Consider the following 13,811-nt stretch of genomic DNA (forward strand, 5'->3'; position numbering starts at 1 on the left):
GCGCGTCACGCATAAAAAAACCGGCCTCAGGGCCGGTTTTTTCATGGGGACGATTTGGCGACCGAGTCAGTCGTCGAAGTCTGCCCAGCCGCCCATTTCCTTCCAGCGGTTGACGATGCCGCAGAACAGATCGGCGGTCTTCTCGGTGTCGTAGCGAGCCGAGTGGGCCTCGCGTCCGTCGAAGTCGATATCGGCCGCCTGACACGCTTTGGCCAGCACGGTTTGGCCATAGGCCAGGCCGGCCAGGGTGGCGGTGTCGAAGCTGGAGAAGGGGTGGAAGGGGTTGCGCTTCATGTCCAGGCGCGCGACCGCGGCATTGAGGAAGCCCAGGTCGAAGCTGCTGTTATGACCCACCAGAATCGCGCGCTTGCAGCCATTGGCTTTCAGCGCCTTGCGCACACTGCGGAAGATGTCGGTCAGTGCTGTTTCTTCACTGACAGCCATGCGCAATGGATGGTCGAGCTTGATGCCGGTGAACTCCAGCGCAGCGGCTTCGATATTGGCGCCTTCGAAGGGTTCTACACGGAAAAACAGCGTGTGTTCGGGGAACACGAAGCCCTTTTCATCCATGCCGATGATGGTCGCGGCGATTTCCAGCAGCGCATCGGTGGCCGAGTTGAAACCACCGGTTTCAACATCGATGACGACCGGCAGGTAGCCACGAAAGCGGGCCGCCATCGGATGACGGGAACCGCCACCGCCGCCATGACCGTCCTGTTCGTCGTCGAAATGGTCTTCACTCACGAGTGTTTCTCCAGCAGGCGCCAGCGCAGTTTTTCACCGGCGCGCAGCGGGATGACAGTCAGCTCGCCGAACGGCAGGCTGGCAGGGGCGGTCCATTCTTCACGGACCAGGGTGATGCTATCGGTGTTCACGGGCAGGCCGTAGAAGCGCGGGCCGTTGAGGCTGGCGAATCCTTCGAGCTTGTCCAGCGCGTTGCGCTGTTCAAATGCCTCGGCGTACAACTCGATTGCAGCGTAAGCGGTGTAGCAGCCGGCGCAGCCGCAGGCGGCTTCCTTGGCGTGCTGCGCGTGTGGCGCGGAGTCGGTACCCAGGAAGAACTTGGCGCTGCCACCGGTGGCGGCGTCGAGCAGGGCTTCCTGGTGGGTATTGCGCTTGAGAATCGGCAGGCAATAGAAGTGCGGGCGAATCCCGCCAACCAGCATGTGGTTGCGGTTGTACAGCAGGTGATGGGCGGTGATGGTTGCGCCAACGTTGGCCGAGGCCTCGTTGACGAACTGCACGGCTTCACGGGTGGTGATGTGCTCGAAGACTACTTTCAGGGTCGGGAAGCGCTCGACGACGCGACGCATATGCTCGTCGATGAAAATCTTCTCGCGGTCGAACACGTCGACATCGCCACGGGTCACTTCGCCGTGGATCAGCAACGGCAAACCGACTTCGGCCATGGCTTCAAGCGCCGGGAGGATCTTGTCGATACTGGTGACGCCGGAGTCCGAGTTGGTGGTCGCGCCGGCCGGGTAGAGCTTGGCGGCATGCACGAAGCCACTGGCCTTGGCCGTACGAATATCTTCAGGCTGGGTCAGGTCGGTCAGGTAGAGCACCATCAGCGGCTCGAAGCGGCTGCCGGCCGGCCGCGCAGCGAGAATACGCTGGCGATAGGTGTCGGCTTGCTCGGCGTTGCGCACCGGGGGTACCAGGTTAGGCATGATGATGGCGCGACCAAAGGTGCGCGCGACATCCGCGACGGTATTGGTCAACACGGCACCATCGCGAAGATGTATATGCCAGTCGTCGGGACGCAGCAGGGTCAGGCGGTCGGACATTGGGGATTCCAGGCGGGTCAAACTCGGGGGAATGCTACCGGAAAAGACTCATCCAGGCACTCGCTATCAAGTTTTGCGTAAAGCTTCCGATATCCCGTAGGTGTGCCGTAAACGGGCATGTTGATTTTGATCTGTACAAGTCAGTGGAGCCTCCCGTGCGCCAGCATTATCTAGTCCTGCTCAGCGTGTTTGCCAGCCTGCCTGCGATGGCTCTCACTTTCCAGACCCGACTGGAGAGCATTGAGTGGACGGTCGAAGGTGACAAATTCGAGTGCCGCCTGACTCAGCCGATCACCGATTTTGGCTCTGGCGAATTCGTGCGCCGGGCGGGTGAGCAGGCGACTTTCCGCCTCAAGAGCTTCAATCCGATGCAGGGTGGCGGCTCGGCGACCTTGCTCGCCGCGGCAGCACCCTGGCAGCCGGGGCGCGGTGATATCAATCTGGGGGCGGTCAAGGCCGGCAGCGGCGGGGTGATGTTCAATAGCTCGCAGGTGCAGGCTGGCCGGTTGATCAACGGTTTGCTGGAGGGGCGCAGCCCGGTGGTGCGTCACTACTCCCGCGAAGGCGGTGTGTCCGAAGTGCGTCTGTTGCCGGTAAAATTCAGCAAGGCCTACAGCGACTATCAAAGCTGCACGGCGAAGTTGTTGCCGATGAATTACGAACAGGTGAAGCAGGCCGAGATCGGCTTCCCGGGCACCGGCACCGAGCTGGATGCCCAGGCCAAGGCCAAGCTGCAAGTGATCCTGGAGTTTCTCAAGGCCGATCCCACGGTCAATCACATCGAGCTCGACGGGCATTCCGATAACAGCGGCAACCGCCTGACCAACCGCGATCTGTCGCGGCGCAGGGCGCTGGCGGTGTTGGATTACCTGAAGGCCAATGGCATACCCGAATCACAGATCACCATGCGTTTTCACGGTGAGCGTTACCCGTTGGCCCCCAACACCAACCCGGCCAATCGGGCCAAGAACCGTCGGGTCAATGTGCACCTGGAGCGTGTCGCTCCTGTCGAAAAGCCGGCGCCTCAAGCCGCCGCCACACCCAATGCCGCGGCGACGTCCTGAAACGGCTGTAGTCGTCGCGCGCTCGACATAATCTGTCGCTTCGTCGTCATAAGCTGTCGCGCCTCTGTAAATTATCCGCGTTGATCGGTAGACTTGACGGCTTTCCGTACAACCCCGTGGAGTGATGGCATGGCGGACGTTAACAAGGTCGTTCTGGCGTATTCCGGCGGCCTGGACACTTCGGTGATCCTCAAGTGGCTGCAGGATACTTATAACTGTGAAGTGGTGACGTTCACCGCCGATCTGGGTCAGGGCGAAGAGGTCGAACCTGCACGTGCCAAGGCGCAAGCCATGGGCGTGAAAGAGATTTATATCGACGACCTGCGCGAAGAGTTTGTCCGCGATTTCGTTTTCCCGATGTTCCGCGCCAACACCGTTTACGAAGGTGAGTACCTGCTGGGTACTTCTATCGCACGTCCGTTGATCGCCAAGCGTTTGATCGAAATTGCCAACGAAACCGGCGCCGACGCCATTTCCCATGGCGCCACCGGCAAAGGCAACGACCAGGTTCGTTTCGAACTGGGCGCCTATGCCCTCAAGCCGGGCGTGAAAGTGATTGCCCCTTGGCGCGAGTGGGACCTGCTGTCCCGCGAGAAGCTGATGGACTACGCCGAGAAGCACAACATCCCGATCGAGCGTCACGGCAAGAAGAAATCCCCGTACTCGATGGATGCCAACCTGCTGCACATCTCCTATGAAGGCGGCGTGCTGGAAGACACCTGGACCGAGCACGAAGAAGACATGTGGCGTTGGACCGTCTCCCCGGAGAAGGCTCCCGACACCCCGCAGTACCTGGAACTGACCTACCGCAACGGCGACATCGTGGCACTGGACGGCGTCGAAATGACTCCGGCTACCGTGCTCGCGACCCTGAACCGTATCGGTGGCGAACACGGTATCGGCCGCCTCGACATCGTCGAGAACCGTTACGTCGGCATGAAGTCCCGTGGCTGCTACGAAACCCCGGGCGGCACCATCATGCTGCGTGCGCACCGCGCCATCGAGTCCATCACCCTGGACCGTGAAGTGGCTCACCTCAAAGACGAGCTGATGCCCAAGTACGCCAGCCTGATCTACACCGGCTACTGGTGGAGCCCTGAGCGTCTGATGCTGCAACAGATGATCGACGCTTCCCAGGCTCACGTTAACGGTGTGGTTCGCCTGAAACTGTACAAAGGCAACGTGATCGTTACCGGTCGCAAGTCCGATGAGTCGCTGTTCGACGCCAACATCGCAACCTTTGAAGAAGATGGCGGTGCCTATAACCAGGCAGACGCTGCCGGCTTCATCAAGTTGAATGCCTTGCGTATGCGCATTGCGGCCAACAAAGGTCGGACACTGTTCTGATCCTTGAACCGCTGTGAAAAAGCCCTGCCTAGTGCAGGGCTTTTTTGTGCTCGGTAACTCGGTTGCTCTAGTTGTGAGTCTTATCGCGCAATTAACCAATGCATGCACTACGAGGTGTTTTTCGAAGTGATGTGAATAGTTGATTATTAATACGAAAAGTAGCAGGTATACAGAACTATCTTAAATTAGCTAGTTGCAAGGATGTGGCTTTTTGACTGTTTTTGTAAGGCAAATCCTCATTGTTTGTAAGGATCGTCTCTGTGCTGCTGTAGCCCATGGGCACGCGGTGCCAAGGGCTGGATGGCGGGTTATTGTGTGGATTAATAATGATGCCTTGAATTCGGAAGTGCCTATGAAAAGAGTATTGATCGTGGACGATCACCCCGTCATTCGTCTGGCGGTGCGCATGCTGATGGAACGCCATGGTTTCAAGGTGATTGCCGAGGCAGACAATGGTTTGGATGCGTTGCAACTCGCACTTGAGTTGATGCCGGATATTTTGATACTGGATATCGGCATTCCAAAACTTGATGGCCTGGAAGTTATAACCCGCCTGACTTCAAAAGCGATGACTATTAAGATCCTGGTATTGACCCTGCAACTACCCGGGCCTTTTTCAATGCGTTGCATGCAGGCCGGTGCCGCCGGTTATATCTGCAAGCAACAGGACATCACTGAACTGATCAGTGCGATCAAGGCGGTGGAGGCCGGTTACAGTTACTTTCCCAACGAAGCCTTGCACACGTTGCGTTCTTGCCAGGGCTTGTCCACTGAAGAGGAGATGGTGGAACTGCTCTCGGCAAGGGAGTTGATGGTGTTGAAGCAACTCACCTCCGGTTTGAGCAACAAGGAGATCGCCGAAGGCCTGAGCTTGAGCAACAAGACGGTGAGCACCTACAAGCGGCGCCTGCTCTCCAAGCTCAATGCTCGCTCGCTGGTGGACCTGATCGAATTTGCCCAGCGCCATAAGTTGGCGTGAACAACGAGTGGATAGCGTTGGCTCCGGCGAACGGATAAAGCGCGGGCGCCAAGTCGCCGGGTAGGCCTGGCGCCGACAGGAAGGCCCGAGTGGCTGGGGCTTTCCTGGAATTACAGATCGAAGTCGTAATCGGCCAGCTGCTTTTGCAGGCGGCGTTCTTCGAGGAGGTTGTCAATGGTACGGCGCTTGTTCAGGTTGGTCTTTGCCACCTCGACCACCGGCTCAGCCTCTTCGGGTTCAACAGCAATAAAGTCGTCTTCTACGTCCAGTTGTTCTTTGCCAGTGCTCATAAGGTCAACTCCAGGCTAAGACTGCCATTGGCGCTCCTTATAGCGATATTCTCCTGGCGGGTAAAAAAGATTTTTTCAATCGACCGATCATCAAAATCAATGGTTACTCAATCGTCCGAAGTCTTTTGCTTGTATTCGCACAAGTCTTCGATCCGGCAACTGCCGCAGCGCGGCTTGCGCGCCAGGCACACATAGCGCCCATGGAGGATCAGCCAGTGATGGGCGTCGAGGAGAAACTCCTTGGGCACAAACTTCATCAGCTTGGTTTCCACTTCCACCACATTCTTGCCGGGCGCGATCCCGGTCCGGTTGCTGACCCGGAAAATATGCGTGTCGACGGCCATGGTCAGCTGACGAAACGCCGTATTGAGCACCACATTGGCGGTCTTGCGGCCGACGCCGGGCAGGGCCTCGAGCTCTTCGCGGGTTTGCGGGACTTCGCCGTTATGGCGCTCCAGCAGCAGGCGGCAGGTTTCGATGACGTTCTTTGCCTTGCTGTTGTACAGGCCGATGGTCTTGATGTACTGGGACAGGCCTTCGACCCCCAAGGCGTAAATGGCCGCCGGCGTGTTGGCCACCGGATACAGCTTGGCCGTCGCCTTGTTGACCCCGACGTCGGTGGACTGGGCCGATAAAATCACCGAAATCAGCAGTTCAAATGGCGACGAGTAGGCCAATTCGGTTTTTGGTTCGGGATTGTCTTCGTGCAGCCGTCGGAATATTTCCAGGCGTTTAGCGGCATTCATGGGTGATTCAGTTCCTTGAAAACGGTCGGTGTGAGGTTGAGGCCCAGGCCTGTCTGGCGGCTAGCAGCAAGCCCAGCAGTATAAAACCGCCGGGTACGAGGCTCAGCAGGCGCAGATGGCCGTGTGGGCTGACGATCCAGGCCAGCCAGTCGACCCCGTAGCGGCCGGCCAGCCAGCCGAGATGGTTGCCCAGGGAGCCGCTGCCCAGCACTTCACGCAAGGCGCCCAGGGTGATCAGCAACAGGCAGAACGTGCCGATCTGGCGCACTTGCCCTTGGCCATTGAAGAAACCGCCGTGTTCCAGCAGCACGCATTGCAGCGCGATCAGGCCCAGGTAAATCCCCAGTTGCTGATGCAGTTCGAAGGCCCAGGCTTGCATCGCCAGGGCCGCGCAACTGCTCAGCGTGGCGCTGAGCACCAGGCCGGCCAGCCATTGCAGGTCACTGCTGATCAGCCGCCGCAGGCCTTTCATGCCCAGGCCGTACAGGCTGATGACCAGCACTGATGCCAGAGACAGGCCCACTGCCTTGACCAGGGAGTCGCTGGCACCGATCAACGCCATCAGCGTCAGTGAAGAGTGCAGTGCAGAGGGCCTATTCATGGGCCGCACCTGTCAGCAGTTGTTCCCGGTGTTCGTCGAAATAGCGCAGCGCATCATGCAGGGCGTTGATCACCGCCCGCGAGGTGATGGTGGCGCCGGCCATCTGGTCGAACTGCCCCTGGTCTTTCTTCAGGGCCCAGGCGTTGTCGGCAGGATCGTTGCGCGATTTGCCGGCAAAGCCTTGCAGCCAGCCATTGGGGTGTTCGGCGATACGCCCACCCAGGCCCGGGGTTTCTCCTTGCTTGAGGCTTTTGCTGCCCAGCAGTCGGCCATTGGCATCGATGGCGATCAACAGCTCGATGGGGCCGGCGTAACCGCTGACCTGGCTGCGCAGCAACACCGCGCTGGGCTGGCCGGCGCGGCTGGCGCGGTAGCCGCCGAGCAGGGTGCTGTTGCTCAGTAGCAGATGCTGGATGGGCAACGGCTGGTCCAGGGGTTGATTGTCGTAGCTGCCCGCAGGCAGCAGATCGAGCAGTTCGCGGGCTTGGCTCGCCCGTTGTTCGGCAGCGATTCGCGGGCTGGCGGCCTGTTGGGCGAAATAGCTCACAGCGATGCCGGCGCCGGCCAGCAGCACCAGCAGCACCACACTCAGGCGCCGGCTCATGCTTGCGCCTGCGCGGCGGGTGCGACCAGCCGCTCCAGGGCGGGAACGGCCAGGTTCATCAGCAGCACGGCAAAGGCCACGCCATCCGGGTAACCGCCCCAGGTGCGGATCAGGTACGTCAGCAGGCCCACGCCGACGCCGAACAGCAGCCGCGCCTTGGCGGCTTTCGGGCCGGAGATGGGCTCGGTGACGATAAAAAACGCACCGAGCATGCTCGCACCGGTGAGCAGGTGGAAGAACGGCGAACCATGGGAGTCCGAGCCTGAGCCGTTCCAGCACAGCAGGCTGATGATAAACAGGCTGCCGAGCATGCCGACTGGGGCATGCCAGCTGATGATCCGTTGTTGCAGCAAAAAGCAGCCGCCGGCGAGAAAGGCCAGGTTGACCCACTCGCTGCCGCGGCCGCCGAAATGGCCGAAGGCCGCATTGCCGGCGAACAGCTCGTCGATGGTCAGGCTTTTATTGATCCGCAGGCTGTCCAGCGCGGTGGCCTGGGCCCAGGCGTCCGGCGCTTCCGATCCGAAATCGATGCCGAAGATCTGCTGCAGGCCGCCGAGCAGGTCCATGCCGTGTGGCGTCGGCCAATGAGTCATCTGTTGCGGGAAGCACACCAGCATCAGGGCATAGCCGAGCATCGCCGGGTTGAACGGGTTTTTACCCAGGCCTCCATACAGGTGCTTGCCCAGCAGCAGGGCGCTGGCACTGGCGCTGACGGTCAGCCACCAGGGGCAATAGGGCGGCAAGGCCAGGGCGAGCAAGGTGGCGCTGACCAGGGCGCTGCCGTCGCCGAGGGAAGGCTTTAACGGCCAGCCACGTAGCCGCAGCACCGCGGCTTCTACCGCCAGTGCCGTGGCGCCGGCCAGTAGCCCATTGATCAGCACTCCCCAGCCGTAAAACCACACCAGCACCAGCACCCCGGGCAAGGTGGCCAGCAGCACCCGCTGCATGGCCTGCTGCAGGCGTGGTTCCGGCTGGGCCAGGCGTTCAGTTGGGGGCATGGGCCTGCACCTGGCGCTCGGCTTCGGCCAATCGTTCGCGGGCCTTGGCCAGCAGTGCTGGCGAAGTGTCGGCGTGGCGCTCGAGCTTGCTCACCTCGGCCCGGGCGTAAGCCAGTTCGGTTTTCAGTTGGCGCAGTTGAGTGTCGATCGGGCGTTTCTCGACCCGGGTCAGGTTCGGCGCCGGTTTTGCGCTTGCCGCCTCGGCAGCATGCAGGGCCTGCTCGGCCTCGGCCAGGGCGGCGCTCAAGGCGGCCAGCTGCGCCTCGGGAGCGGCATTGCTCTGGGCTTTTTTCAGCTCGGCGCGGCGCATGGCCAGCTGGATCTTGGCTTTCTTGAGGTCCGGGTCTTTGGCCGCGGGCGCTGCCGTGGGAGCTGGGGCGGTGGATTCAAGTTCGGCCAGGGCCTGCTCGGCCGCCTCGAATTGGCGTTGCAGGAGGATCAACTGTGCCTGCTGCTCAAAGGTCGGTGGGTGACCGAAGGCTTTCAGGGATTTGTTCAACTGCGCGCGGCTCATCGCCAGATCGATCTTGGCTTTTTTCAGCGCCGCATCGGCTGCCGCCGCTTTTTGCGCGCGAACCCGTTCGACGGTCGCCTGCACCGGGTTCAGGCTGCTGGTGCTGGTGCTGGCCTGGGCGGCGCGCTGCGCCCGGGCTTGGCGTTCGGCCTGTTTTTGCTGTTCTTCACGTTGCAGGCGGGCGTTGCGCTGCTCGAAGCGGCGCCGGGCGTGGTCGCGCTTGGCATTGCGGGCGCGTTGCTGTTCGGGATCGGGCGCGAGGCCGCCGATGATCGGCAGCACGCTGGCCAATGGCAACGGCTGCATCTCGATGCAATCCACCGGGCACGGCGCCACGCACAGGTCACAACCGGTGCACTCGTCGATGATCACGGTGTGCATCAGCTTCGCCGCGCCGACGATGGCATCCACCGGGCAGGCTTGTATGCACTTGGTGCAGCCGATGCACTCGGCCTCGCGGATAAAGGCGATCTGCGCCGGGGCCGCGCCGCGACTGGTGTCCAGTTCCAGTACCGGAACCTGCAGCAAGCGGGCGAGGCCGGCAATGGTTTCGCTGCCTCCCGGTGGGCACTTGTTGATCGCCTCGCCGGCGGCAATGCCCTGGGCGTAGGGTTTGCATCCGGGATGGCCGCATTTGCCGCATTGGGTCTGCGGCAGCAGGGCATCGATGCGTTGAATCAGACTCATGTCTTGATCAGTCCGTTGAAGCCGAGAAAGGCCACTGCCATCAGCCCGGCGCTGATCAGGTCGATCGGCAGGCCGCGAAAGGGCAGGGGCACATCGTTATCGAGAATGCGCTGGCGCAGGTCGTTGAACAGGCTCAATACCAGCCAGAAACCCAGGCCCGAGCCCAGGCTGATTGCGGCCGCATGCAGCACGCCCTGAGTGCCCTGGGCATCCAGGAGCAGCAGGCCCAGCACGCCAGCATTGCCCAGCAACAGTGGCCAGAGGTGGTCGAAGGGCAGTTGCGGCAGGGCACGGGCCAGCAGCTTCAGCAGGGGGCTGATCAGCAGCGCGCAGAGCGGCACAAACACCAGGAGCTTGAGTGAAGTCAGCTGCAACGGAACCAGCAGCGCCTGATACAGCACATGCCCGGTCACCCCGCACAGCAGCATCAGGCACGTGGTGGCCAGCCCGAGGGCATGCACCTGACGGCGAGTCGTCGGCGTCGGACGTTGGCTGCGCAACAGCGGATCGACGCCCAGTGGCCAGTGCAACACCAGGTTATTGATCAGGGCAGCGCTGATAAGCGTGAGCAGTAGGTCGGTCATGGACGTGGCCGGTGAGGGCAGGCGTGTAGCCTAGAGGTTAGGCATTATCCGGCAGCGCGCAGGGTCGGGCCAGATATGAAAATCCCCCCGTCACGCAATGGCGTGGCGGGGGGATCGTGCCTGCGCGGGGGCTTACTTGATGCGCTGGCCAGGCTTGGCGCCGCTGTCCGGGCTCAGCAGGTAGATCTCTTCGCCGCCAGGGCCGGCGGCCATCACCATGCCTTCGGAGATGCCGAAACGCATTTTCCGCGGCTTGAGGTTGGCGATCATCATGGTCAGGCGGCCTTCGAGCTTGGACGGCTCCGGGTAGGCGCTCTTGATCCCGGAGAACACGTTGCGCTGCTCATCACCGATATCCAGGGTCAGGCGCAGCAGCTTGTCGGCACCTTCCACGGCCTCGGCCTTGAGAATCAAGGCAACACGCAGGTCGACCGCGGCAAAGGCGTCGAACTCGATCTCCGGCGACAGTGGGTCCTTGGCCAGCTCGCCGTTGCCGGCAGGTGCCGCTTCACCGGTGTCGGTGGCGCTGGCGGTCAGGTCTTCTTTGGAAGCGTCGGTCATGGCTTGCACTTTTACCGGGTCGATGCGGGTCATCAACGGTTTGAACTCGTTCAGTTGATGGTTGCTGAGCAGAGTGGCGTGGTCATTCCAGGTCAGCGGCGCGACATTGAGGAAGGCCTCGGCATCGGCGGCCAGCAGCGGCAGCACCGGCTTGAGGAAGATCACCAGTTGGCGGAACAGGTTGATGCCCAGGGCACAGATGGCCTGGACTTCGTCTTGCTTGCCTTCCTGTTTGTTCAGCGACCAGGGGGCCTTGTCGGCGATCCAGGCGTTGGCGCGGTCGGCCAGGCCCATGATTTCGCGCATGGCTCGGGCAAAGTCGCGGGCCTCGTAGGCCTCGGCGATGCTCGGCGCGGCAGCCAGGAAAGCGTCGGTCAGTTCCGGCGCGGCATTGCCCGCCACCAGCACCCCGGCGTTGCCCTTGTGGATGAACCCGGCGCAACGGCTGGCGATGTTGACGACTTTGCCCACCAGGTCGGAGTTGACCTTCTGCACGAAGTCTTCAAGGTTCAGGTCCAGGTCATCGACCCCACGGCTCAGCTTGGCCGCGTAGTAGTAACGCAGGTATTCCGGCGACAGGTGGTCGAGGTAGGTCCGGGCCTTGACGAAGGTGCCACGGGACTTGGACATCTTCTGACCGTTGACGGTCAGGTAGCCGTGCACGTTGATGCCGGTAGGCTTGCGGAACCCGGCGCCTTCGAGCATGGCGGGCCAGAACAGGGCGTGGAAGTTGACGATGTCCTTGCCGATGAAGTGATACAGCTCGGCGCTGGAATCCTTGGCCCAGAACGCATCGAAGTCCAGTTCCGGACGGCGGGCGCAAAGGTTCTTGAAGCTGGCCATGTAGCCGATCGGCGCGTCCAGCCAGACATAGAAGTACTTGCCGGGCTCGTCCGGGATCTCGAAGCCGAAATACGGCGCATCGCGGGAGATGTCCCACTGTTGCAGGCCGGCGTCCAGCCATTCGGCGATCTTGTTGGCGACGGCGTCCTGCAGGGTGCCGCTGCGGGTCCAGGTTTGCAGCATGGCCTGGAAGTCCGGCAGCTTGAAGAAGAAGTGCTGGGAATCCTTGAGCACCGGGGTGGCGCCGGAGATCGCCGACTTCGGATCCTTCAGGTCGGTGGGGGCGTAGGTCGCACCGCATTTTTCGCAGTTGTCGCCGTACTGGTCCTCGGTGCCGCATTTCGGGCAGGTGCCCTTGATGAAGCGGTCGGCCAGGAACATTTTCTTTTCCGGGTCGAAATACTGGGTGATGGAGCGTTGGGCGATGTGCCCGGCATCCCGCAGTTTCAGGTAGATCTGGCTCGACAGCTCACGGTTTTCTTCGGCGTGAGTGGAGTGGAAGTTATCGAAGTCCACCAGGAAGTCGGCAAAGTCGGCGCTGTGTTCAGCCTGGACGTTGGCGATCAGTTGTTCCGGGGTGATGCCTTCTTTTTCCGCGCGCAGCATGATCGCCGAACCGTGGGCGTCGTCGGCGCAGACATAAATGCATTGGTTGCCGCGGTGCTTCTGGAAGCGCACCCACATGTCGGTCTGGATGTATTCCAGCATGTGGCCAAGATGGATCGAACCATTGGCATAGGGCAGGGCGCTGGTGACGAGGATCTTGCGTGGCTCGGACATGGGGCTCGGCTACTTGATGAAACGGAGGTCGGCCACTATAAAGCGCCGGCGCGGATTTTTCACCCCGTGAGCCTGTATCCAAGTGCGGCGCTCACAAAAACCGTAGCCGGGTCGCTGGCTTGTGCTGGGGGCGAAGTCGCCCCGAGCCGGTTGATGGGGCGCCGCCGGATTGACCGAATCGGTTCGGTTGCAACGACTTTGCCGCCCAGGAGGCGCAAGCTCCCTCGCCACGAATCTATGTCCGGCGTAGGATAGCCGCCTGTTTTTCCAGTCTTGTTATCGGAGTTGCCCATGAGCGCCGTCAATCGCGCAGCGGTGGAAGCCGTACTTCGCCAGTACACCGACCCTTACTTGAATCAGGACCCCGTCAGCGCTGGTTGCGTGCGGGCTATCGAGGTGCAGGGCGACCGCGTGTCGGTCCAGCTCGAACTGGGTTATGCCGCCGATCTGTTCAAGAGCGGCTGGGCGCAGATGCTGCAACTGGCCATTGAAGGCCTGGACGGCGTGGCGAGCGCCAAGGTCGAGATCAGCACCGTGATCGCCGCGCACAAGGCCCAGGCGCAGATTCCGGGCCTGGCCAACGTCAAGAACGTGGTTGCAGTGGCGTCCGGCAAGGGCGGCGTGGGCAAGTCCACCACCGCCGCCAACCTGGCCCTGGCCCTGGCCCGCGAAGGCGCCAAGGTCGGCATTCTCGATGCTGATATCTACGGCCCGAGCCAGGGCATCATGTTCGGCATCGCCGAAGGCACTCGGCCGAAGATCAAGGACCAGAAGTGGTTTGTGCCGATCGAGTCCCATGGGGTCGAAGTCATGTCCATGGCCTTCCTCACCGACGACAACACGCCGATGGTCTGGCGCGGGCCGATGGTTTCCGGGGCCTTGTTGCAACTGGTGACCCAGACTGACTGGGGCAACCTCGACTACCTGGTGATCGACATGCCGCCAGGCACCGGCGATATCCAGCTGACCCTGGCGCAGAAGGTGCCGGTGGCCGGTGCGGTGATCGTCACCACGCCACAGGACCTGGCCCTGCTCGACGCACGCAAGGGCGTGGAGATGTTCCGCAAGGTCAATATTCCGGTGCTGGGCGTCGTCGAAAACATGGCGGTGCACATCTGCTCCAACTGCGGTCACGCCGAGCACCTGTTCGGTGAAGGCGGCGGCGAGAAGCTGGCCAGCCAATACGATGTCGAGCTGCTGGCCTCGTTGCCGTTGTCGATGCTGATTCGCGAGCAGGCCGACGGCGGCAAGCCGACGGTGATCGCCGAGCCCGACAGCCAGATCGCCATGGTCTACCAGGAGCTGGCGCGCCACGTCGGTGCGCGGATCGTGTTGCAGGAAGCCGCCGCACCGGCGATGCCGAATATCACCATCAGCGACGATTGACGGACCCCTCTCCAGCGCAGGCTCCCGGTGGATAAGGAGC

At 61.7% G+C, this 13,811-nt stretch carries 14 protein-coding genes; 4 read left to right on the top strand and 10 right to left on the bottom strand.

Features of this window, described 5'->3' with window-relative positions:
- Positions 1 to 66: 66 nt before the first annotated feature.
- Both rnt and pyrC read right to left on the bottom strand, forming a co-directional pair.
- Positions 67 to 744, bottom strand: coding sequence for a ribonuclease T (gene rnt / locus CF161_RS20820; protein ID WP_020298583.1), 678 nt, complete (start codon positions 742 to 744; stop codon positions 67 to 69).
- Positions 741 to 1,787: a dihydroorotase gene (pyrC, locus tag CF161_RS20825; RefSeq protein ID WP_020298584.1), complete on the bottom strand. Its 1,047-nt coding sequence runs from the start codon at positions 1,785 to 1,787 to the stop codon at positions 741 to 743. The genes rnt and pyrC overlap by 4 nt, the downstream gene beginning before the upstream one ends.
- A gap of 155 nt (positions 1,788 to 1,942) precedes the next feature.
- Between pyrC and CF161_RS20830 the strand changes: the two genes are divergently transcribed.
- The 3 genes from CF161_RS20830 to CF161_RS20840 all read left to right on the top strand — a co-directional run bounded on the left by CF161_RS20830 (position 1,943) and on the right by CF161_RS20840 (position 5,177).
- Positions 1,943 to 2,851, top strand: coding sequence for an OmpA family protein (locus CF161_RS20830; protein ID WP_020298585.1), 909 nt, complete (start codon positions 1,943 to 1,945; stop codon positions 2,849 to 2,851).
- 129 nt (positions 2,852 to 2,980) lie between these two features.
- Positions 2,981 to 4,198 (top strand): argininosuccinate synthase, encoded by a 1,218-nt coding sequence (locus tag CF161_RS20835; protein ID WP_020298586.1) that lies wholly within the window; start codon positions 2,981 to 2,983, stop codon positions 4,196 to 4,198.
- Positions 4,199 to 4,550: 352 nt separating this feature from the next.
- Positions 4,551 to 5,177 (top strand): response regulator transcription factor, encoded by a 627-nt coding sequence (locus tag CF161_RS20840; RefSeq protein ID WP_020298587.1) that lies wholly within the window; start codon positions 4,551 to 4,553, stop codon positions 5,175 to 5,177.
- 110 nt (positions 5,178 to 5,287) lie between these two features.
- On the opposite strand, the gene CF161_RS20845 is transcribed toward CF161_RS20840, so the two are convergent.
- The 8 genes from CF161_RS20845 to metG form a co-directional block, all read right to left on the bottom strand.
- Complete coding sequence (locus CF161_RS20845; RefSeq protein WP_020298588.1) at positions 5,288 to 5,467, bottom strand: PA3496 family putative envelope integrity protein; 180 nt, start codon at positions 5,465 to 5,467, stop codon at positions 5,288 to 5,290.
- A gap of 107 nt (positions 5,468 to 5,574) precedes the next feature.
- The gene (gene nth, locus CF161_RS20850; protein WP_020298589.1) at positions 5,575 to 6,213 is read right to left on the bottom strand and encodes an endonuclease III; all 639 of its coding nucleotides are present in this window, start codon (positions 6,211 to 6,213) and stop codon (positions 5,575 to 5,577) included.
- Positions 6,214 to 6,220: 7 nt separating this feature from the next.
- Positions 6,221 to 6,814 (bottom strand): Rnf-Nqr domain containing protein, encoded by a 594-nt coding sequence (locus CF161_RS20855; RefSeq protein WP_043229939.1) that lies wholly within the window; start codon positions 6,812 to 6,814, stop codon positions 6,221 to 6,223.
- Positions 6,807 to 7,418, bottom strand: a complete 612-nt coding sequence (locus CF161_RS20860; RefSeq protein WP_020298591.1) for an RnfABCDGE type electron transport complex subunit G — start codon at positions 7,416 to 7,418, stop codon at positions 6,807 to 6,809. Before CF161_RS20860 ends, CF161_RS20855 begins: the two co-directional genes overlap by 8 nt.
- Positions 7,415 to 8,416, bottom strand: coding sequence for an RnfABCDGE type electron transport complex subunit D (locus CF161_RS20865; protein ID WP_020298592.1), 1,002 nt, complete (start codon positions 8,414 to 8,416; stop codon positions 7,415 to 7,417). The genes CF161_RS20860 and CF161_RS20865 overlap by 4 nt, the downstream gene beginning before the upstream one ends.
- Positions 8,403 to 9,617: an electron transport complex subunit RsxB gene (gene rsxB / locus CF161_RS20870; protein ID WP_020298593.1), complete on the bottom strand. Its 1,215-nt coding sequence runs from the start codon at positions 9,615 to 9,617 to the stop codon at positions 8,403 to 8,405. The genes CF161_RS20865 and rsxB overlap by 14 nt, the downstream gene beginning before the upstream one ends.
- On the bottom strand, positions 9,614 to 10,201 hold the full coding sequence (locus tag CF161_RS20875; RefSeq protein ID WP_020298594.1) for an Rnf-Nqr domain containing protein: 588 nt from the start codon (positions 10,199 to 10,201) through the stop codon (positions 9,614 to 9,616). The genes rsxB and CF161_RS20875 overlap by 4 nt, the downstream gene beginning before the upstream one ends.
- A gap of 132 nt (positions 10,202 to 10,333) precedes the next feature.
- On the bottom strand, positions 10,334 to 12,385 hold the full coding sequence (metG, locus tag CF161_RS20880) for a methionine--tRNA ligase (RefSeq protein ID WP_020298595.1): 2,052 nt from the start codon (positions 12,383 to 12,385) through the stop codon (positions 10,334 to 10,336).
- A 291-nt stretch (positions 12,386 to 12,676) separates the two neighbouring features.
- On the opposite strand from metG, the gene apbC reads away from it, so the two are divergent.
- A complete protein-coding gene (apbC, locus tag CF161_RS20885) occupies positions 12,677 to 13,771 on the top strand; it encodes an iron-sulfur cluster carrier protein ApbC (protein ID WP_020298596.1) in 1,095 nt (364 codons plus the stop codon).
- The last annotated feature ends 40 nt before the right edge of the window (positions 13,772 to 13,811 follow it).

This window comes from Pseudomonas sp. CF161 (assembly GCF_000416215.1).
Taxonomy (GTDB): Bacteria; Pseudomonadota; Gammaproteobacteria; order Pseudomonadales; family Pseudomonadaceae; genus Aquipseudomonas.

Coding starts and splice junctions, on each gene's coding strand:
- pyrC (WP_020298584.1), bottom strand. CDS start 1,787: ATGTCCGACCGCCTGACCCTGCTGCGTCCCGACGACTGGCATATACAT.
- CF161_RS20835 (WP_020298586.1), top strand. CDS start 2,981: ATGGCGGACGTTAACAAGGTCGTTCTGGCGTATTCCGGCGGCCTGGAC.
- CF161_RS20840 (WP_020298587.1), top strand. CDS start 4,551: ATGAAAAGAGTATTGATCGTGGACGATCACCCCGTCATTCGTCTGGCG.
- CF161_RS20845 (WP_020298588.1), bottom strand. CDS start 5,467: ATGAGCACTGGCAAAGAACAACTGGACGTAGAAGACGACTTTATTGCT.
- nth (WP_020298589.1), bottom strand. CDS start 6,213: ATGAATGCCGCTAAACGCCTGGAAATATTCCGACGGCTGCACGAAGAC.
- CF161_RS20855 (WP_043229939.1), bottom strand. CDS start 6,814: ATGAATAGGCCCTCTGCACTGCACTCTTCACTGACGCTGATGGCGTTG.
- CF161_RS20860 (WP_020298591.1), bottom strand. CDS start 7,418: ATGAGCCGGCGCCTGAGTGTGGTGCTGCTGGTGCTGCTGGCCGGCGCC.
- CF161_RS20865 (WP_020298592.1), bottom strand. CDS start 8,416: ATGCCCCCAACTGAACGCCTGGCCCAGCCGGAACCACGCCTGCAGCAG.
- rsxB (WP_020298593.1), bottom strand. CDS start 9,617: ATGAGTCTGATTCAACGCATCGATGCCCTGCTGCCGCAGACCCAATGC.
- CF161_RS20875 (WP_020298594.1), bottom strand. CDS start 10,201: ATGACCGACCTACTGCTCACGCTTATCAGCGCTGCCCTGATCAATAAC.
- metG (WP_020298595.1), bottom strand. CDS start 12,385: ATGTCCGAGCCACGCAAGATCCTCGTCACCAGCGCCCTGCCCTATGCC.
- apbC (WP_020298596.1), top strand. CDS start 12,677: ATGAGCGCCGTCAATCGCGCAGCGGTGGAAGCCGTACTTCGCCAGTAC.